General features: G+C 58.8%; 21 protein-coding genes. 12 read left to right on the top strand and 9 right to left on the bottom strand.

What is annotated here, in order from left to right; genetic code table 11:
- The first annotated feature begins 63 nt into the window (after nt 1-63).
- The 7 genes from rpe to J4E42_RS05705 all read left to right on the top strand — a co-directional run bounded on the left by rpe (nt 64) and on the right by J4E42_RS05705 (nt 6546).
- Nucleotides 64-738: a ribulose-phosphate 3-epimerase gene (gene rpe, locus J4E42_RS05735; protein ID WP_008035979.1), complete on the top strand. Its 675-nt coding sequence runs from the start codon at nt 64-66 to the stop codon at nt 736-738.
- On the top strand, nt 735-1553 hold the full coding sequence (locus J4E42_RS05730) for a phosphoglycolate phosphatase (protein ID WP_084318377.1): 819 nt from the start codon (nt 735-737) through the stop codon (nt 1551-1553). Before rpe ends, J4E42_RS05730 begins: the two co-directional genes overlap by 4 nt.
- 71 nt (nt 1554-1624) lie before the next feature.
- The gene (gene trpE, locus J4E42_RS05725; RefSeq protein WP_192229287.1) at nt 1625-3106 is read left to right on the top strand and encodes an anthranilate synthase component I; all 1482 of its coding nucleotides are present in this window, start codon (nt 1625-1627) and stop codon (nt 3104-3106) included.
- A 107-nt stretch (nt 3107-3213) separates the two neighbouring features.
- Nucleotides 3214-3807, top strand: coding sequence for an aminodeoxychorismate/anthranilate synthase component II (locus J4E42_RS05720; protein ID WP_008027095.1), 594 nt, complete (start codon nt 3214-3216; stop codon nt 3805-3807).
- A gap of 9 nt (nt 3808-3816) precedes the next feature.
- On the top strand, nt 3817-4866 hold the full coding sequence (gene trpD / locus J4E42_RS05715; protein ID WP_008027097.1) for an anthranilate phosphoribosyltransferase: 1050 nt from the start codon (nt 3817-3819) through the stop codon (nt 4864-4866).
- Nucleotides 4863-5699, top strand: a complete 837-nt coding sequence (gene trpC / locus J4E42_RS05710; RefSeq protein ID WP_008027099.1) for an indole-3-glycerol phosphate synthase TrpC — start codon at nt 4863-4865, stop codon at nt 5697-5699. Before trpD ends, trpC begins: the two co-directional genes overlap by 4 nt.
- A gap of 145 nt (nt 5700-5844) precedes the next feature.
- Nucleotides 5845-6546, top strand: a complete 702-nt coding sequence (locus J4E42_RS05705; protein ID WP_207284803.1) for a lipoyl protein ligase domain-containing protein — start codon at nt 5845-5847, stop codon at nt 6544-6546.
- On the opposite strand, the gene crp is transcribed toward J4E42_RS05705, so the two are convergent.
- Nucleotides 6543-7187 (bottom strand): cAMP-activated global transcriptional regulator CRP, encoded by a 645-nt coding sequence (crp, locus tag J4E42_RS05700; RefSeq protein WP_207284802.1) that lies wholly within the window; start codon nt 7185-7187, stop codon nt 6543-6545. The two genes, J4E42_RS05705 and crp, sit on opposite strands and share 4 nt — an antisense overlap.
- 230 nt (nt 7188-7417) lie before the next feature.
- Between crp and J4E42_RS05695 the strand changes: the two genes are divergently transcribed.
- Both J4E42_RS05695 and speD read left to right on the top strand, forming a co-directional pair.
- Nucleotides 7418-7840, top strand: a complete 423-nt coding sequence (locus J4E42_RS05695) for an OsmC family protein (protein ID WP_007941657.1) — start codon at nt 7418-7420, stop codon at nt 7838-7840.
- Nucleotides 7841-8079: 239 nt separating this feature from the next.
- A complete protein-coding gene (gene speD / locus J4E42_RS05690; protein ID WP_008027106.1) occupies nt 8080-8874 on the top strand; it encodes an adenosylmethionine decarboxylase in 795 nt (264 codons plus the stop codon).
- 176 nt (nt 8875-9050) lie between these two features.
- Here the strand turns inward: speD and coq7 are convergent, their stop codons facing one another.
- From coq7 to hemJ, 6 genes are all read right to left on the bottom strand, one after another.
- Nucleotides 9051-9698: a 2-polyprenyl-3-methyl-6-methoxy-1,4-benzoquinone monooxygenase gene (coq7, locus tag J4E42_RS05685; RefSeq protein ID WP_008027108.1), complete on the bottom strand. Its 648-nt coding sequence runs from the start codon at nt 9696-9698 to the stop codon at nt 9051-9053.
- 193 nt (nt 9699-9891) lie between these two features.
- A complete protein-coding gene (locus J4E42_RS05680) occupies nt 9892-10230 on the bottom strand; it encodes a histidine triad nucleotide-binding protein (protein WP_008027110.1) in 339 nt (112 codons plus the stop codon).
- A gap of 81 nt (nt 10231-10311) precedes the next feature.
- Nucleotides 10312-11100: an SDR family oxidoreductase gene (locus J4E42_RS05675; RefSeq protein ID WP_032828658.1), complete on the bottom strand. Its 789-nt coding sequence runs from the start codon at nt 11098-11100 to the stop codon at nt 10312-10314.
- Between the two features lie 95 nt (nt 11101-11195).
- Nucleotides 11196-12140, bottom strand: coding sequence for a DUF805 domain-containing protein (locus J4E42_RS05670; protein ID WP_008035988.1), 945 nt, complete (start codon nt 12138-12140; stop codon nt 11196-11198).
- A gap of 92 nt (nt 12141-12232) precedes the next feature.
- Complete coding sequence (locus tag J4E42_RS05665; RefSeq protein ID WP_207284801.1) at nt 12233-13201, bottom strand: nitronate monooxygenase family protein; 969 nt, start codon at nt 13199-13201, stop codon at nt 12233-12235.
- 33 nt (nt 13202-13234) lie between these two features.
- On the bottom strand, nt 13235-13663 hold the full coding sequence (gene hemJ, locus J4E42_RS05660; RefSeq protein ID WP_008027117.1) for a protoporphyrinogen oxidase HemJ: 429 nt from the start codon (nt 13661-13663) through the stop codon (nt 13235-13237).
- A 135-nt stretch (nt 13664-13798) separates the two neighbouring features.
- Here hemJ and argC point away from each other — a divergent pair, with 135 nt between their 5' ends.
- Both argC and erpA read left to right on the top strand, forming a co-directional pair.
- Nucleotides 13799-14833: an N-acetyl-gamma-glutamyl-phosphate reductase gene (gene argC / locus J4E42_RS05655; RefSeq protein WP_008035993.1), complete on the top strand. Its 1035-nt coding sequence runs from the start codon at nt 13799-13801 to the stop codon at nt 14831-14833.
- 168 nt (nt 14834-15001) lie between these two features.
- Nucleotides 15002-15352 carry an iron-sulfur cluster insertion protein ErpA gene (gene erpA, locus J4E42_RS05650; protein WP_007947969.1) on the top strand — a complete coding sequence of 117 codons (351 nt, stop codon included), beginning with the start codon at nt 15002-15004 and terminating at the stop codon, nt 15350-15352.
- A gap of 66 nt (nt 15353-15418) precedes the next feature.
- Here erpA and J4E42_RS05645 read toward each other — a convergent pair whose 3' ends face one another.
- Complete coding sequence (locus tag J4E42_RS05645) at nt 15419-16510, bottom strand: anhydro-N-acetylmuramic acid kinase (RefSeq protein WP_207284800.1); 1092 nt, start codon at nt 16508-16510, stop codon at nt 15419-15421.
- Nucleotides 16511-16513: 3 nt separating this feature from the next.
- Nucleotides 16514-17932, bottom strand: coding sequence for a peptidoglycan DD-metalloendopeptidase family protein (locus J4E42_RS05640; RefSeq protein WP_207284799.1), 1419 nt, complete (start codon nt 17930-17932; stop codon nt 16514-16516).
- A 211-nt stretch (nt 17933-18143) separates the two neighbouring features.
- On the opposite strand from J4E42_RS05640, the gene tyrS reads away from it, so the two are divergent.
- Nucleotides 18144-19343, top strand: a complete 1200-nt coding sequence (gene tyrS / locus J4E42_RS05635) for a tyrosine--tRNA ligase (protein ID WP_207284798.1) — start codon at nt 18144-18146, stop codon at nt 19341-19343.
- The last annotated feature ends 209 nt before the right edge of the window (nt 19344-19552 follow it).

Here is a 19552-nt window from a genome sequence, read left to right as displayed (position 1 = left end):
CGCGCGTCAAAGCATGAGGTATACAATGCGCGCCATCGTGATTCTGCTCAGAAAAGGTGCGTCATGCAGCCCTTCGTAATTGCTCCGTCGATTCTCTCCGCCGACTTCGCCCGCCTGGGTGAAGAAGTGGACAACGTTCTGGCCGCCGGCGCCGACTTCGTGCACTTCGATGTCATGGACAACCACTACGTGCCGAACCTGACCATCGGCCCGATGGTCTGTGCCGCGCTGCGCAAGTACGGCGTAACCGCGCCGATCGACGCGCACCTGATGGTCAGCCCGGTTGACCGCATCGTTGGCGACTTCATCGAGGCCGGCGCGACGTACATCACCTTCCACCCGGAAGCCACGCAGCACGTCGACCGCTCCCTGCAACTGATCCGCGAAGGCGGCTGCAAGTCGGGCCTGGTGTTCAACCCGGCGACCCCGCTGGACGTGCTCAAGTACGTGATGGACAAGGTCGACATGATCCTGCTGATGAGCGTCAACCCAGGCTTCGGCGGGCAGAAGTTCATCCCCGGCACCCTCGACAAGCTGCGTGAAGCACGCGCCTTGATCGATGCCTCGGGCCGTGACATCCGCCTGGAAATCGACGGCGGCGTGAACGTGAACAACATTCGTGAAATCGCAGCGGCTGGCGCCGATACCTTCGTGGCCGGCTCGGCGATCTTCAACGCGCCGAACTACCAGGAAGTGATCGAGAAGATGCGTTCCGAACTGGCGCTGGCCCGTCCATGAGTGGCTTTGAGCAGCTGTTCCCGGGGCGTCTGCCACGGCTGGTGATGTTCGATCTGGACGGCACGCTGGTCGATTCGGTCCCTGACCTCGCCGCGGCGGTGGATAACATGCTGCTCAAACTCGGGCGCCAGCCTGTCGGCATCGAATCGGTGCGTGACTGGGTCGGCAACGGCGTGCACATGCTGGTGCGCCGGGCCCTGGCCAATCACATCGACGCCGAAGGTGTCGATGATGTCGAGGCTGAACATGCCCTGGAATTGTTCAACGGCTTTTACGAGGACGGTCACGACCTGACGGTGGTTTACCCCGGCGTGCGTGACACCCTCAAGTGGCTGAACAAGCAAGGCGTGGAGATGGCGCTGATCACCAACAAGCCGGAGCGCTTCGTCGCGCCGTTGCTGGATCAGATGAAAATCGGCCGCTATTTCAAATGGATCATCGGCGGCGATACCCTGCCGCAGAAGAAACCCGACCCGGCTGCGCTGTTTTTCGTGATGAAAATGGCCAACATCCCGGCGTCGCAATCGCTGTTTGTCGGCGATTCGCGCAGCGATGTGCTGGCGGCAAAAGCGGCGGGGGTCAAGTGCGTGGCCCTCAGTTATGGCTATAACCACGGTCGGCCGATTGCCGAAGAGTCGCCGGCGCTGGTCATCGACGACCTGCGCAAGCTAATTCCCGGTTGCCTGGATCCGGCCGCTGAGATAACGTTGGCCGACGCTGTTCAACCCCCTTCTGGAAACGCCATCGTGGTGGTCACCCGCAAACTCTGGATGAAAGTCATCAAGGCCCTGGCCCGCTGGCGTTGGCGCGCCTGACTTGTTCCTGGCCGGTCTACCGGCGCGTTTGCATACCTGACTGTTAGCACCTCAAGCCACGAGGCTACCCCATGATCCGCGAAGAATTCCTGCGTTTGGCCGCTGCCGGCTATAACCGCATCCCGCTTGCCTGCGAAACCCTGGCCGACTTCGACACGCCGCTGTCGATCTACCTGAAACTGGCCGACGAGCCCAATTCCTACCTGCTCGAATCCGTGCAGGGCGGGGAGAAGTGGGGCCGTTACTCGATCATCGGCCTGCCGTGCCGCACCGTGCTGCGAGTTCATGACCATCACATCAGCGTGACCCATGACGGCGTCGAGATCGAAAGCCATGAAGCGGAAGACCCGCTGGCGTTCGTCGAAGAATTCAAAGCCCGTTACAACGTACCGACCATCCCCGGCCTGCCACGCTTCAACGGCGGCCTGGTGGGTTATTTCGGTTACGACTGCGTGCGTTATGTGGAAAAGCGTCTGGGCAAGTGCCCGAACCCCGATCCGCTGGGCGTGCCGGACATTCTGCTGATGGTGTCCGATGCGGTGGTGGTGTTCGACAACCTCGCCGGCAAAATGCACGCAATTGTCCTGGCCGACCCGTCGCAGGACGATGCCTTCGAGCAAGGTCAGGCGCGCCTGCAAGAGCTGCTGGAAAAACTCCGTCAGCCAATCACTCCGCGCCGAGGCCTGGACTTCAGCAAGCAACAATCGGCTGATCCGGTGTTCCGCTCCAGTTTCACCCAGGACGATTACGAAAAAGCCGTCGACACCATCAAGGAATACATCCTGGCCGGTGACTGCATGCAGGTCGTGCCGTCCCAGCGCATGTCGATCGACTTCAAGGCGGCGCCGATTGATCTGTATCGGGCGCTGCGTTGCTTCAACCCGACGCCTTATATGTACTTCTTCAACTTCGGCGACTTCCACGTCGTCGGCAGTTCACCGGAAGTGCTGGTGCGGGTCGAAGACAATCTGATCACCGTTCGCCCGATTGCCGGCACCCGTCCGCGTGGGGCCAACGAAGAGGCAGACCTGGCGCTGGAGAAAGACTTGCTCTCCGACCACAAGGAAATCGCCGAACACCTGATGCTGATCGACCTGGGTCGTAACGACACCGGTCGCGTATCGGAAATCGGCTCGGTGAAGCTCACCGAGAAAATGGTTATCGAGCGTTACTCCAACGTGATGCACATTGTTTCCAACGTCACCGGGCAACTGAAAGCCGGGCTGACGGCAATGGACGCATTGCGGGCGATCCTGCCGGCGGGCACCTTGTCCGGCGCACCGAAGATTCGCGCGATGGAAATCATCGACGAACTGGAGCCGGTCAAGCGTGGTGTCTATGGCGGCGCGGTCGGTTACTTTGCCTGGAACGGCAACATGGACACGGCGATTGCGATCCGCACCGCCGTGATCAAGAACGGCGAACTGCACGTGCAGGCCGGTGGCGGCATCGTTGCCGACTCGGTGCCGGCGCTGGAATGGGAAGAAACCCTGAACAAGCGTCGTGCCATGTTCCGCGCAGTCGCCCTGGCTGAACAAACCCCGGAAAGCTGACCGATGAACGTGACCCGTATGCCATGTCGCTTTGGCTGACAAAGCGCTGCGGGTCGCTCATTCGAAGGCAGCCTTTATAGTCCGTGAATTCAAGAGGTTCTCAAGCCATGTTGCTGATGATCGATAACTACGACTCTTTTACCTACAACGTTGTGCAATACCTCGGTGAGCTAGGCTCCCAGGTCAAAGTCGTGCGCAACGATGAACTGACCGTTGCCGAAATCGAAGCCCTCAACCCTGAGCGCATCGTTGTGTCGCCCGGTCCTTGCACGCCGACTGAAGCGGGCGTCTCGATTGACGTCATCAAGCATTTCGCCGGCAAACTGCCGATTCTCGGCGTGTGCCTGGGTCATCAATCCATCGGCCAGGCCTTCGGCGGCGATGTGGTTCGTGCCCGCCAGGTGATGCACGGCAAGACCAGCCCGGTGTTCCACGAAGACAAAGGTGTCTTCGAAGGCCTGAACCATCCGCTGACCGTCACGCGTTATCACTCGTTGATCGTCAAGCGCGAAACCTTGCCGGACTGCCTGGAGCTGACCGCCTGGACTCAGCTTGAAGACGGTTCGGTCGACGAGATCATGGGCCTGCGCCACAAGACGCTGAACATCGAAGGTGTGCAGTTCCACCCTGAGTCTATCCTGACCGAGCAGGGCCACGAGCTGTTCGCCAACTTCCTCAAACAAACCGGCGGCACGCGCTAAGGACTTCCCATGAATATCAAGACAGCCCTCAGCCGTATCGTCGATCAACTCGACCTCAGCACCGATGAAATGCGCGATGTGATGCGCGAGATCATGACCGGGCAATGCACGGACGCGCAGATCGGCGCGTTCATGATGGCCATGCGCATGAAGAGCGAAAGCATCGACGAGATCGTCGGCGCCGTGTCGGTCATGCGCGAGCTGGCGGACAAGGTCGAACTGAAGACCCTCGACGGCGTGGTTGATGTGGTCGGCACCGGCGGCGATGGGGCGAACATTTTCAACGTCTCGACGGCTTCTTCCTTTGTGGTGGCAGCCGCCGGGTGCACCGTGGCCAAACACGGTAACCGTGCGGTCTCGGGTAAAAGCGGCAGCGCCGATCTGCTGGAGGCGGCGGGCATCTATCTGAACCTGACGCCGGTTCAGGTAGCGCGTTGCATCGACAACGTCGGCATCGGTTTCATGTTTGCCCAGACTCATCACAAAGCCATGAAATACGCCGCCGGCCCGCGCAAGGATCTTGGTCTGCGTACCCTGTTCAATATGCTCGGCCCGCTTACGAATCCGGCCGGCGTGAAACATCAGGTGGTGGGCGTGTTCAGCCAGGCGCTGTGCCGGCCATTGGCCGAAGTCTTGCAGCGTCTGGGCAGCAAGCATGTGCTGGTGGTGAACTCGAAAGACGGCCTGGACGAATTCAGTCTGGCTGCGCCGACTTACGTGGCGGAATTGAAGAATGACCAGATCACCGAGTATTGGGTCGAGCCGGAAGATTTGGGCATGAAGAGTCAGAGCCTGCACGGCCTGGCGGTGGAAAGCCCGGCCGCTTCGCTTGAGCTGATTCGCGATGCCCTGGGCAAGCGCAAGACCGAGAGCGGTCAGAAAGCTGCCGAGATGATCGTGCTCAATGCCGGTGCTGCACTCTATGCCGCCGACCTGGCGACCAGTTTGAAAGAAGGCGTTGCCCTGGCGCACGATGCGCTGCACACAGGCCTCGCTCGGGAAAAACTTGAGGAGTTGGGTGCATTTACCGCGGTATTCAAAGTGGAGAATGAGGGATGAGTGTACCGACGGTTCTGGAAAACATTCTGGCGCGCAAAGTCCAGGAAGTCGCCGAGCGTAGCGCTCGTGTGAGCCTGGCCGAGCTGGAAAGTCTGGCCAAGGCGGCCGATGCACCCCGTGGTTTTGCCAAGGCATTGCTGGCGCAGGCCAAGCTGAAGCAGCCAGCGGTCATTGCTGAAATCAAGAAAGCTTCGCCGAGCAAAGGCGTGATTCGCGAGAACTTCGTTCCTGCCGATATCGCCAGGAGCTACGAGAAGGGCGGCGCGACCTGCCTGTCGGTGCTCACCGATATCGATTATTTCCAGGGCGCAGATGCGTATCTGCAACAGGCCCGGGCGGCGTGCAAACTGCCGGTGATCCGCAAGGATTTCATGATCGATCCGTATCAGATCGTCGAGGCCCGTGCATTGGGCGCGGACTGCGTGCTGTTGATCGTCTCCGCGCTGGACGACGTGAAAATGGCCGAGCTGGCGGCGGTGGCAAAAAGCGTTGGCCTCGACGTGCTGGTGGAAGTCCATGACGGCGACGAACTGGAGCGGGCCTTGAAAACCCTCGACACGCCGCTGGTCGGCGTGAACAACCGCAACCTGCACACCTTCGAAGTCAGTCTGGAAACCACGCTGGATTTGTTGCCGCGGATTCCGCGTGACCGGTTGGTGATCACTGAAAGCGGCATCCTCAATCGGGCCGATGTCGAGCTGATGGAAATCAGCGACGTGTATGCGTTCCTGGTCGGCGAAGCGTTCATGCGCGCCGAAAGCCCGGGCACTGAGCTTCAGCGTCTGTTCTTCCCGGAGCGTGGTGTTCCGGTGAGTGGTTCGACACTCGACTGATAACCTGCAGACCGAATCGACGCCATCGCGAGCAGGCTCGCTCCCACAAGGGTTTTGCTAACGGCAAAGATCCAATGTGGGAGCGAGCCTGCTCGCGATGGCGGCATAAGAAGCACCACAGACTGACCGTCCTATGGAAGACCTTATGACCTCTCCTGTTTCCTTGACCATCGAAGCCGGCCTGCAAGCCGAACAGGATTTGCTGGCGTCGGTCTGTGCAGGCGATTCAGAGTTTGGCCTGTTGTTCTGGCAGCCAAGCGATCGGGCTCTGGTCATGCCGCGCCGTTTGAATCGCCTGCCCGGTTTCGATCACGCTTGCGAAGTATCGGCGGCAGCCGGCTGGCCAGTCCTTTTGCGTGAAACCGGCGGTGAGCCCGTGCCGCAGTCGGCTTCCACCATCAACATCGCTTTGGTCTACGCGCCGCCGCGTAGCGAGGGCGACCAGAACCGCATCGAAACCGCCTATCGCCGACTTTGCGATCCGATCTGTCAGTTACTGGATGAACTGGGCGGCGTTTCGTCCCTGGGCGAAATCGACGGCGCATTTTGCGATGGCCGTTTCAACGTCAATCTCGACGGTCGCAAGATGGTCGGCACCGCCCAGCGCTGGCGCCAGAGCAAGGGCAGCACGCGCCCGGTCGGGTTGGTGCACGGTGCGTTGTTGCTGGATAACGAGCGCGAATCAATGGTCGCGGCGGTCAATCGCTTCAATGAAGCGTGCGGCCTGGAGCAACGGGTCCGCGCCGAAAGCCACATCGCGCTCCATGAGAAGTTCGCCGCACCTGACGCATTGGCACGGCTCGATGCACTCTATCGCCAGTTGCTGGCAGACATGTTCAAGGCTTAGCGCGTCCCGAAGACCACCATGGTCTTGCCTTTGACGTCCACCAGGTTGCGTTCTTCCAGATCTTTAAGAACGCGACCGACCATCTCCCGGGAACACCCGACAATCCGCCCGATTTCCTGACGGGTCACCTTGATCTGCATGCCATCGGGGTGGGTCATCGCATCGGGCTGTTTGCACAATTCCAGCAGGCAACGGGCAACGCGGCCTGTCACGTCGAAGAATGCGAGGTCACCGACCTTGCGTGTGGTGTTGCGCAGGCGTTGTGCGATTTGTCCGCTAAGTACGTAAAGAATGTCCGGGTCTTGCTGGGACAGCTCGCGGAATTTGGTGTAGCTGATTTCCGCGACTTCGCACTCGATCTTGGCGCGCACCCAGGCGCTGCGTTCCTGTTCCAGGCCAGCCTGTTCAAACAGACCCAACTCGCCGAAGAAGTCTCCGGAGTTCAGGTAGGCAATGATCATTTCACGGCCGTCATCATCCTCGATCAGGATGGTGACCGAGCCTTTGATGATGAAGAACAGCGTCTCCGAGCGGTCGCCGGCGCAAATGATATTGCTCTTGGCCGCATAGCGACGGCGCTGGCAATGCATCAACAGTTTGTCGAGGTTCTTGATCTTGGGTGTAGGGGCAATAGCAACCATGGTTGTATCCCGGAAAGACTGCACGGTGTGTTTGGTTTTTTTATGAGGCACTGAGGTTGCTACAAAGCTGGCAATGCGCCAGCGAATTGGCGCCAGCTTAACAGACACTTCCTGCAATATTCGAGATTTTACCTACAAAGCAAAAGGTTCTGTCCTAGGACGGCGAACGCTGTCAATCCAGGGCCCTGTGCTAAGCTGGCGACCCTTTTTTATACAGTGGAGTCTTGGCGATGAAGGCACGCATCCAATGGGCTGGCGAAGCCATGTTCCTCGGCGAATCCGGTAGCGGTCATGTCGTGGTCATGGACGGTCCGCCCGATGCCGGTGGTCGTAACCTGGGTGTCCGGCCGATGGAAATGCTCCTGCTGGGTGTCGGCGGTTGCAGCAATTTCGACGTGGTCAGCATTCTCAAGAAGTCCCGTCAGGCTGTCGAAAGCTGCGAAGCCTTCCTCGAAGCCGAGCGCGCGACCGAGGACCCGAAGGTCTTCACCAAGATCCACATGCACTTCGTGGTCAAGGGTCGCGGGCTGAAAGAAGCCCAGGTCAAGCGCGCCATCGAGCTGTCTGCCGAGAAGTATTGCTCGGCCTCGATCATGCTCGGCGCGGCGGGTGTCGCGATTACCCACGACTACGAAATCATCGAACTCGGTTGATTCGACATTCAACTATCATAAAAGCGGTGCAGACTCTGGCGATCCCAAGCTGACGTCTGCATAATGCGCCACTTTTTTCAGGGTCGTGGTCCGTCAACCGACAGACCGCTCACCCGAACAGACAACCAAAATCGCCATCGCGAAGAGGTGTTAACCGTCCTACGCAGGTGCGTCGTACGCATCTGACGGGCATGCTTGATCACGCGGCCCGGGCCGCAATACATAGAGAGTTTTTAACGGTGAAAAGCAAACTCAAGCTCCACGGGTTCAATAACCTGACAAAGACCTTGAGCTTCAACATCTATGACATCTGCTACGCGGAAACCCCGCAAGACCAGCAGGCTTACGTCGAGTACATCAATGAAGAGTACAACGCGAAACGCCTGACGCAGATCCTCACGGAAGTTGTCGATATCATTGGTGCCAACATCCTGAACATTGCCAGTCAGGACTACGACCCACAAGGCGCCAGCGTCACGATTCTGATCTCTGAAGAGCCGGTGACCCCGACCGACAGCCAGATCGAAGAGTCTCCGGGCCCGTTGCCCGAAATCATCCTGGCCCACCTCGACAAGAGCCACATCACGGTGCACACCTACCCGGAAATCCATCCGGACGACGGTATTGCGACCTTCCGTGTGGACATTGACGTGTCGACCTGTGGCGTCATTTCACCGCTTAAAGCGCTCAACTTCCTGATTCACCAGTTCGATTCGGACATCGTGACCGTGGATTACCGTGTGCGCGGTTTCACCCGTGACGTCGAAGGCAACAAGCACTTCATCGATCACGAGATCAACTCGATCCAGAACTACCTGTCCGAAGACACCCGCGACGCGTACCAGATGACCGACGTGAACGTGTACCAGGAAAACCTGTTCCACACCAAAATGCTGTTGAAGAACTTCGAACTGGATAACTACCTGTTCGGCGACGCGACCAACAACCTGTCCCCTGAGCAACGCGCCCAAGTGACGGATCGTGTGAAACACGAAATGCTCGAAATCTTCTACGCGCGCAACATGCCGACCTAAGATTCTCGCGAGCACAAAAAAAGGCGACTCCCTCACGGCAGTCGCCTTTTTTGTGTCTTGCCCTTGTAGGAGCAAGCTTGCTCGCGATGGACGTTAACGATAACGCGTGTTTTCTGGATAAACGCGTTGCCCTCAGGTTTATCGCGAGCAGGCTCGCTCCTACAAAAAATCTGAAATCAGATCCGATATGTACTCTTGGTCATCACCTTGGCCATCAAGCTCATCCCGAACTTCACCGGCGCCGGAAAACGAAAGCCCCCAGCCTCCAGCGCACTTTCGGCATGTTGCTCTTCATCAACACGCATCTGCTCAAGAATCGCCCGGGACTTTTCGTCCTCGGCCGGCAGTTGCTCAAGGTGTTCGTTCAAGTGCTTGCACACCTGATGCTCGGTAGCCGCAACGAAACCCAGGCTGACCTTGTCGCTGATCAAGCCGGCCACCGCGCCAATCCCGAATGACATGCCGTAGAACAGCGGGTTGAGAATGCTGGTATGGCTGCCCAACTGCTTGATGCGTTGCTCGCACCAGACCAGATGGTCGATCTCTTCTTCAGCAGCATGTTCCATGGCGGCGCGCACCTGCGGCAACTTGGCGGTCAGGGCCTGCCCTTGATACAGCGCCTGGGCGCAGACTTCGCCGGTATGGTTGATGCGCATCAGACCGGCGACGTGCCGGGTGTCTTCGTCGCTCATTTGCGTTTCCGGCTGCACGATCGCAGGGGACGGACGGTACGGCTGGCCGCTGAAGGGCAGCAGGGTACGCATCGCGGCATCGGCTTGCAGCAGAAGACGGTCAATGGGCGAGTAGTGACGTTGGGTAGTCATGCTGATCTCCGGGAGGAATCTCGGCGGCCAGTTTAACCCAATCGGCCGGGGAAGGTTTGCGCTGGGTCATTGCGACGCAGGCTGCAACTGTAGGAGCCGGCTTGCCGGCGATGGCGTCGTTTCAGGCGATAGATGCGTCGACTGATCCATCGCTATCGCCAGCAAGCCGGCTCCTACGAGGGCGAGGTGGCAATCAACCCGGCGGCCAGTGCATCTGACGCTGACCCAGCACATGCATATGAATGTGGTAGACAGTTTGCCCACCTTCTTCATTGCAGTTCATGACAACGCGAAAACCTTTTTCGCAGCCCAGTTCCAGTGCCAGGCGCTGGGCAGTGAACAGAATATGCCCGGCCAATGCCTTGTCGTCCTCGGTGAGGTCGTTCAAGGTGCGCACCGGTTTCTTCGGGATCACCAGAAAATGCACCGGTGCCTGCGGGGCGATGTCGTGGAAGGCCAGTACCTGGTCGTCCTCGTAAATGATCTTCGCCGGGATTTCCCGGTTGATGATCTTGGTGAACAGAGTATCCACAGCTGTTTTCTCCGTTGTTTGGGCTGGCCTGAGTGTACTCATGGGTGATCCCCGAGCACAGCCTTTTGCCTTGAGGCCAGGTCAGCGCGGGCAATAGGCCTTGTTGACCATGCCTGTGATGGTCCTGATCAGCCAGCGTGAGCCGAGCCGTGGCAGGAAAGCGAACCAGCGGTTCAGCCGGCCCGGAATAATAATGGCGCGATTCTTATCCAGAGCCCGCACGGTATAGAGCGCGACTTCCTCCGGACTCATCAGCAGTTTGCTGTCGACCAGTTTGTCGCTGTTCAGTTGTGCGGTGCGGAAAAACGCGGTGCGGGTCGGGCCGGGGCAGAGTACGGAAACCTTGACTGCGCATTTCTTCAGCTCGACGCGCAGCCCTTCGGAAAAGTGCAGTACATAGGCTTTGCTGGCGTAGTAAGTGCTCATCCACGGGCCGGGATGGAACGCTGCAACCGAGGCGACGTTCAAGATCTGCCCACCGCCCTGCAAGGCCATGCTGTTGCCGATGGCATGGCACAGGCGAGTGAGGGCCAGAATGTTCACCTCGATCAGGTCTTGTTCGGTCATCCAGTCCTGCGCCAGAAACGGGCCGCAGGTGCCGATGCCGGCGCAGTTCACCAGCAAGTCGATCTGCCGGTCGCCTTCTTCCAGTTCCAGCAGAAACCCGGACAGGCGCAGCGGCTCGCCGAGGTCGCAGGCGCGGAACAACACCTCCACGCCAAAACGTTGGGTCAGTTCAATTGCAATACTTTCCAGCTGATCACGCTGTCGGGCCACCAGAATCAGGCTGCGGCCACGGCGGGCCAGCGCTTCGGCCATCGCCAGGCCGATGCCGCTGGAAGCGCCAGTGATCAGAGCGTAACGGGTCATGCAGTTCTCCATCGCAACAGCTCCGCGCCTGCGACGCAGGTGTCACGGGCGGGGAGCGCTGTTCATTCTTTCGCAGAGTCTACAGGGGCCGGGGCTTATTGGGCTTCCTCGTCTGCGCTATCCGGCACTTCTTCAGCCTCAGCGGCGGGCTCGACTTCCACTTCTTCGGTGGTTAGCGAGCTGCTGTCATAGCTGAGTCCGGCAGCGTCTTCGTACTCTTGCTGGATCGCACTGAAAGCGCCGGCCAATACACCGACAAAGACGAGGGCAATGAATACCACCCACAGCGAAGACAACACTTTGACTGCGGTGGTGTTTGGCGGTGGTGGTGGGCCGTAGCGATTGGCGATGGTGTTGCCCGGCACGCACATGAGCACAAACGGAAAGAAGCTGCCTATGAACGGCACTAGATTGAGCAGCCAGAGCCAGCCGGACCAGCCGATGTCGTGCAGGCGCTGAACGCTGATCTGAACGGTGACGACCGCGATGGCGATGCACAGGAGCACCACCACCAGGCCGCCGACAATCAGGCCTGCGGTCGAATCGCTGGCGATCAGGGCGATGGCGAAAATGGCGACGACCGACCCGACGCCGAGCATGACCAGCGTCGCCACCATGGTCCAGGCCAGATAGCGCAAACGGCCGATTCGCCCTTCGACGCCAAAAGGCTTGAGCGTGCCGAACGGCGGCAGGTTTTCGCCGACCCTGGCCTGAGGTGGTGCGTACGGCGACTCTGGTTCTGCGAACGCGGGTTTACTGCTGGCGGGGGCGTGGTGGTGAGCGTCGGCCAGGTTCAGTTCAATCGAGGGCTCGGCTTCGATGCGGGCTTCGATGCCGGTTTTCGTCAGCGCCTGAAGGTAGGTTTGCGCGTCAGTCTGCGACAGGCCTTGCTTGAGCGTAACAGGCTGTCCGTTGAACAGTCGTTCGACGGCTGCCACTTCGCTTTTGTACAACGCCGCCAGATTGAGTTTGGCGGTGGTGAGGTCGATCCCTGGCAGCAGAGCGCCGTCGAATACGATCTTGAAACGGTTGTCGCTCATTGCGAAGCATCCTTGTCGCGGGTGTTTGAATAGTTAGAGAGTTGCGAGCCCGGAGTGTAAGGCCAGTCGAGGATGACTGGCCAAATTTCCTGCTAACGCGGCCAGCGTTTCGGCAGTTGTGTTGCCAGCTCCAGCGCCTGGCGGTATTCAGCGTCCAGCCGGGCAACCAATTGATCCACACTCGGCAAATCGTCTATCTCTCCGACGCCCTGGCCGGCGGACCACACGGTTTTCCAGGCCTTGGCTTCATCGCTCAACGGCTTGAGCTTGGAGCCGAAGTTGACCTCGCCTTTGTTTTGCAACGCCGCCATGTCGAAACCGGCGGCTTCCAGACTTTGGCGCATGAAACTCGCCGGAACACCCGATACCGCCGGAGTATGGATGATGTCTGCCGCTCTGGATGTCAGCAGCATCTCCTTGTAGGCCTCAGGCGCATGGCTTTCGGTGGTGCCGATAAATCGCGTACCGAAGTAGGCCAGATCCGCACCGAGCAATTGTGCCGCGAGTATCTCGTGACCGTGATTGAGGCAGCCGGCCAGCAACAGCGTCTTGTCGAAGAACTGGCGGATTTCGGCAATCAGCGAAAACGGGCTCCAGGTACCCGCATGTCCACCGGCGCCTGCGGCAACGGCGATCAAGCCATCTACGCCAGCCTCCGCTGCTTTCTCTGCGTGGCGACGAGTCGTTACGTCATGGAATACCAGGCCGCCGTAGCCGTGGACCGCGTCGACCAGTTCTTTAACGGCGCCAAGGCTGGTGATCACGATCGGCACCTTGTGCTCGATGCAGATCTCCAGGTCCGCTTGCAGGCGCGGGTTACTGTTGTGGACGATCAGGTTCACGGCGTAAGGCGCCGGGTTTTCCATTGTCGCCAACCCTGCTTCGATCTCTTCCAGCCAGGCCTTGAAGCCGCTGCTCTCACGCTGGTTCAGCGCGGGGAAGCTGCCGACCACGCCATTACGGCAGCAGGCGAGTACCAGTTGCGGGTTGGAAATCAGGAACATCGGCGCTGCCACCACGGGCAGGCGCAAACGTTGTTCGAGCAAAGCGGGCAGCGACATTGGAAGTACCCCGGTGAGTGGTGCCGATTGAAGTTAGAACGGCCGAACGACGACCAGAATTACGATAGCCAGCAATATCAGAACCGGCACTTCATTGAACCAGCGATAAAAGACATGGCTGCGGGTGTTCTCGCCACGGGCAAATCGCTTCACCTGCGCGCCGCACATGTGGTGGTAGCCGATCAGGATCACCACCAGCGTCAATTTGGCGTGAATCCAGGCACCTTGGCTGAATATGCCTGGGTTCAGCCCGATCAGCGCAATGCCGAAAACCAGCGTGGCGATCATCGCCGGGCCCATGATGCCGCGATACAGCTTGCGCTCCATCAGGCTGAAGCGTTCCTTGCTGACGGTGTCTTCGCTTTGGGCGTGATAGACGAACAGGCGCGGCAAGTAAAACAGGCCGGCAAACCAGCAGACCATGCTGATGATATGAAGCGCTTTGAGCCACAGATAAAGCATTTTTGGTTATTCCCAGGTTCACGGTAGCGAAGATAGTAGAGGGTAGAGCGTCCGCACGTCACCTTGACGGTTGTCGCAGGGCGATACGGGCCCTATTATCGACGGCTTTCCAGTGGGTTCGTTGAGGGCAGGTTTATGGTCAAGGTCGGTATCGTCGGCGGCACGGGTTACACCGGTGTCGAACTGCTGCGTCTGTTGGCACAGCATCCGCAGGCAGAAGTGGTGGTGATCACTTCCCGATCCGAGGCCGGTCTGGCCGTGGCTGATATGTATCCGAACCTGCGCGGCCATTACGACGGCCTGGCGTTCAGCGTTCCGGACATCAAGACCCTGGGCGCCTGCGACGTGGTGTTCTTCGCCACGCCTCACGGTGTTGCCCACGCGCTGGCCGGTGAACTGCTGGCGGCCGGAACCAAGGTCATCGACTTGTCAGCGGACTTCCGTCTGCAAGATGCCGATGAGTGGGCCAAGTGGTACGGACAGCCGCACGGTGCGCCGCAGCTGCTGGAAGAAGCGGTCTACGGCTTGCCGGAAGTCAATCGCGAGCAGATCAAGCAGGCTCGCCTGATCGCCGTACCGGGTTGCTATCCAACGGCTACGCAATTGGGTTTCCTGCCATTGCTCGAAGCCGGTCTGGCCGATACCACGCGCTTGATCGCTGACTGCAAATCCGGTGTCAGCGGTGCCGGTCGTGGCGCGGCTGTAGGTTCGTTGTACTCCGAGACGTCGGAAAGCATGAAGGCCTACGCTGTGAAAGGTCACCGTCACTTGCCGGAAATTCGCCAGGGTCTGCGCCGTGCTGCAGGAAAGGATGTCGGCCTGACCTTCGTTCCGCACCTGACGCCGATGATTCGCGGCATTCACTCGACGCTCTACGCGACGGTCGTGGATCGTTCGGTGGATCTGCAGGCACTGTTTGAAAAGCGCTATGCCAACGAGCCGTTCGTTGATGTGATGCCAGCAGGCAGCCACCCGGAAACCCGCAGCGTGCGCGGCGCCAACGTCTGCCGTATCGCCGTGCATCGTCCTCAGGACGGTGACCTGGTGGTGGTGTTGTCGGTCATCGATAACCTGGTAAAAGGTGCGTCGGGTCAGGCGGTGCAGAACCTGAACATCCTGTTCGGTCTGGATGAGCGTCTGGGCTTGTCGCACGCTGGCATGTTGCCGTAAGGCTTTAGCCCGCTCAGCAAAAAGGCCCGTTGAACGGGCCTTTTTGCGTTTCGAACCGGCAATCGGGTTTATTGATATACCGTAACAATAGTTGACCGCTTTTCTAGGAGAAGCGGATAATGCGCGTCATCACGCATTATGGCGGCGTAACGCCGGGAGATAGTCAGCATGAGCGTCGAATCCTTCACCCCCACGGCTTTGCAATTCACCCACGGTGCCGCGCACAAGGTGAAGAGCCTGGTCGATGAAGAGGGGAATGATCGCTTGAAGCTGCGCGTATTCGTTACGGGCGGCGGTTGTTCAGGTTTTCAGTACGGCTTCACCTTCGATGAAGAAGTGGCCGATGACGACACCATCGTCGAACGTGAGGGCGTGAGCCTGGTCGTCGATCCGATGAGCTTCCAGTACCTGGCAGGTGCCGAGGTGGATTATCAGGAAGGTCTGGAAGGTTCGCGTTTCGTGATCAAGAACCCGAACGCCAGCACCACGTGTGGCTGCGGCTCTTCGTTCTCGATCTGATCGCGATTCACCGCATTACAAACGCCGCATGGCCTCAGGGCTCTGCGGCGTTTTGCTGTCTGGCGTTCAGGCCGGGTAGATGGCGCCGAGTACGCGCAGGCCGCGAGCGCCGGTGACGCTTGGACGATTGGCCGCGATACCTTCCAGGCAGCAATGAGCCAGCCAGGCGAAGGCCATGGCTTCGACCCAGTCCGGGTCAACGCCATGAGTGGCGGTGCTGCTGACGTTCGCGTTTGGCAGCAGGGCGGCCAGGCGCTTCATCAACGTGGCGTTGTGCGCACCGCCGCCGCAGACCAGCAACTCTCGGGTATCCGCCTGTGCGCTTTGCAATGATTCGACGATGGTCAGCGCGGTCAGCTCAAGCAGCGTTGCTTGCACGTCTTCGGCGGCGAAGGTCGGCAATTGCGAAAGATGCTGTGTCAGCCATGGCAGATTGAACACTTCACGGCCGGTGCTCTTCGGGCCTTTGGTCACGAAGAACGGATCACTGAGTAGCGCTTTCAACAGAACAGGTTCGACTTGGCCGCTGGCTGCCCATTGGCCGTCACGATCAAAGTTTTCGCCGCGTTGCTGATGAATCCACGCGTCCAGCAGTACGTTCCCGGGGCCGCAGTCGAAACCGGCTACGGGTTGGCCGGGTTCGATCAGGCTGAGGTTGCTGAAACCGCCGACGTTCAATACCGCGCGGTTACCCGCTTGCTCTTCAAACAGCGCTTCGTGAAATGCTGGAACCAGTGGTGCGCCTTGTCCGCCGGCCGCAACGTCGCGACTGCGGAAGTCACTGACCACGGTGATGCCGGTCAATTCGGTCAGCAGGGCAGGGTTGCCGATCTGTACCGTGAAGCCGCGTGCCGGTTCGTGGCGAATGGTCTGGCCATGGCTGCCAATCGCGCGGATGTCTTCGGGTTTCAGGTTTTGTTGGTCAAGAAGGGTGCGAATGCCCTGCGCCGCCAGAGTCACCCAGTTTTGCTGGGCGATGGCGGAGCGGGCAATCTCGTCCGGGCCGCTGGCGCACAAGCCAAGCAGCTCGGTGCGCAGGGAATCAGGCATGGGAATGTAGTGCGTGGCGACCAGTCTGATCGCCGGGTTCAACTCAACCAGCGCGATGTCCAGGCCATCGAGACTGGTTCCGGACATCACACCTATATAGCGCGTCATGGCTTAGCGCTTGCTCGAAGCCAGTTGGGTGGATTTTTCTTGATCCATACGCGCCATCAGAGGCTGACTCTGCGCGAGGAAACGTGCCCGTTCTGCTTTGGAAATTGGATCGGCCATCGCCACTTTTTGACCTAGTGGATCGACGTGCACACCATTGACCTGGAACTCGTAGTGCAGATGCGGTCCGGTGGACAGGCCGGTAGTGCCGATATAGCCAATCACTTGACCCTGCTTGACGGAGCTGCCGGTCTGCACACCTTTCGCAAAGCCCTGCATATGGCCGTACAGCGTGCGATAAGTGTTGCCGTGCTGGATGATCACGGTATTGCCATAACCGCCGCGACGGCCGGCCAACAACACCTTGCCATCACCGGCCGCCTTGATTGGCGTACCGCGCGGAGCTGCGTAGTCGACGCCTTTGTGAGCGCGGATCTTGTTCAGGATCGGGTGTTTGCGGCCCATGGAGAATTTCGAGCTGATGCGGGCAAAGTCTACCGGGGTGCGGATAAACGCCTTGCGCATGCTGTTGCCGTCAGCAGTGTAGTAGCTGCTGTTGCCTTGTTTGTTGGTGTAACGCACGGCGGTGTAGGTCTTGCCGCGGTTGGTGAAGCGTGCGGAAAGGATCGGGCCATTGCCGACAGCCTTGCCGTTGACGACTTTCTGTTCGTAGATCACGTCGAACTCGTCACCCTGGCGAATATCCTGGGCGAAGTCGACGTCATAGCCAAACACGCTGGCCATGTCCATGGTCAGGCTGTGGGACAGGCCGGCGCGAGCGGCGGACTGCGACAACGAGCTGTTGATCACGCCGTGAACGTAGGCGGAGCGCACGGTAGGCTTGGCGGTGATGCGGTTGAACACATAACCCTTGTCATTCTTGGTCAGGGTGATGCTTTCGAGGTCGCTGACCTTGCTGTGCAGGTTGGTCAGCTGGCCTTCGGGGTTCAGTTCGAATTCGAGTTTCTGGCCATGTTTGAGTTGGCTGAATTGCTTGGCCTGCTTGTCGCTGGCCAATACTTCATGCACCGAAGTGGCCGGAAGGCCGACTTTCTCGAACAGCGTGGAGAGCGTATCGCCTTTGGCGACGATCACTTCCCTGTGATTGGGACCCTTCTTTTCTTCGACAACCGGCGCGGGTTTGGTCTGGGCAGTTTGCTGGGGCTCTTCGGTGCTGTCTTCGATCTGCGCGAAAGGGGAAGTTACCGGCTCATTTGTGGCTTGGGCGGCGTCGGCAGCGTCTTGATCTTGTGTCAGTTGTTCAGCAGGGCTTTCCAGTTCAAGACTCAGTGTCGTCTTTTTGGCTTCTACATCACTGGAAGGAAATACCAGAAGCGCCAGGCTCAGAAGGGCGGCGATACCACTTGCTGCGAGCAGGTGGGTCTTCGGGTAAAGCGGAGGCGCTTTAGACGATTCTTTGGTCATAGGTAATTTTGACTTTGAAAAAGATGAATTGGAAAAGATGAATGACATGATGAAGATGAAATAACTGTATAAAATATAACCAAATCATCTCTGAAGCAAGTCCGTGGTCACTCTGTCAGCGGATTGGCGTCATTGCGCCGGCCAAACTTTGTATTTGACGCGTGATCTTGTATGGTTGGTTCCCTTTGAATTCGAGCCTTGCGGGTCTGTTATGAAGTCGGTTGAAGAGCAGCTAGCGCTGATCAAACGTGGTGCAGAAGAACTGTTGGTCGAGTCCGAGCTGATCGAAAAGCTCAAGCGTGGCCAGCCGCTACGTATTAAGGCAGGCTTCGATCCGACCGCGCCGGATTTGCACCTGGGTCACACGGTGCTTATTAATAAGCTGCGCCAGTTCCAGGAGCTGGGGCATCAGGTGATCTTCCTTATAGGTGACTTCACCGGGATGATCGGTGATCCGAGCGGCAAGAGCGCTACGCGTCCGCCGCTAACCCGTGAGCAGGTTCTCGAGAATGCCGAGACCTACAAGACCCAGGTTTTCAAGATTCTTGATCCGGCCAAAACCGAGGTGGCGTTCAACTCCACCTGGATGGATCAGATGGGGCCGGCCGACTTCATTCGCCTGACTTCGCAGTACACCGTTGCTCGCATGCTCGAGCGCGACGATTTCGACAAGCGCTACACGACCAATCAGCCAATCGCCATCCATGAGTTCCTCTATCCGCTGGTTCAGGGTTACGACTCGGTCGCCTTGCGCGCGGATGTCGAGCTGGGCGGTACCGATCAGAAGTTCAACCTGTTGATGGGGCGTGAGCTGCAGCGCGGTTATGGTCAGGATCCTCAGTGCATTCTGACTATGCCGTTGCTTGAAGGTCTGGATGGCGTGAAGAAGATGTCCAAGTCCTTGGGCAACTACGTCGGTATTCAGGAAGCGCCGGGAGTGATGTACAGCAAGCTGGTTTCGATTCCGGATGCGCTGATGTGGCGTTACTTCGAATTGCTCAGCTTCCGTTCCATGGATGAGATCAATGCGTTCCGCGCCGATGTCGAGGCGGGTGCCAATCCGCGCGACATCAAGATCAAGCTGGCCGAAGAGATCGTTGCGCGCTTCCATGGTGAAGAAGCAGCAGCCAATGCTCATCGTGCAGCGGGCAATCGTATGAAGGATGGCGAGCTGCCGGACGATCTGCCGGAAATCGAATTGAGCGCTACTGAAGATATGCCGATCGCTGCTGTCCTTAATAAGGCAGGCCTGGTGAAGAACTCGGCGGTAGCGCGTGATCTGCTGAATTCCGGCGGTGTACGTATAGATGGTGAGGTTGTGGATCGCACCTTTATATACGTGTTGGGCGCGACCCATGTTTGCCAGGCTGGCAAGAAGGCATTTGCGCGTATTTCGCTCAAATCCGAATAAAGCTGGAATTAGGGGTTGACGGCAGATTCTGGAAGTCTATAATTCGCCCCACTTCCGGCGCAGTCGAAACGGAAAACTCCTTGGCAAACAAAGAGTTACGCAGTTTTCGACAGCGAGTTGCTTCAGGTCATCGAAGCCCAGAAGGAGTTGAAAGAGCGGTGTTGTGTGGCTCTTTTGACGATTCGATCTTCTCGGTCGAAAGCGGAGAA

Origin of the sequence: Pseudomonas sp. FW300-N2A2 (genome assembly GCF_017351735.1) — a bacterium.
In the GTDB taxonomy this organism is placed as follows: Bacteria; Pseudomonadota; Gammaproteobacteria; order Pseudomonadales; family Pseudomonadaceae; genus Aquipseudomonas; species Aquipseudomonas migulae.
This window is presented reverse-complemented; position numbering and strand designations above follow the sequence as displayed.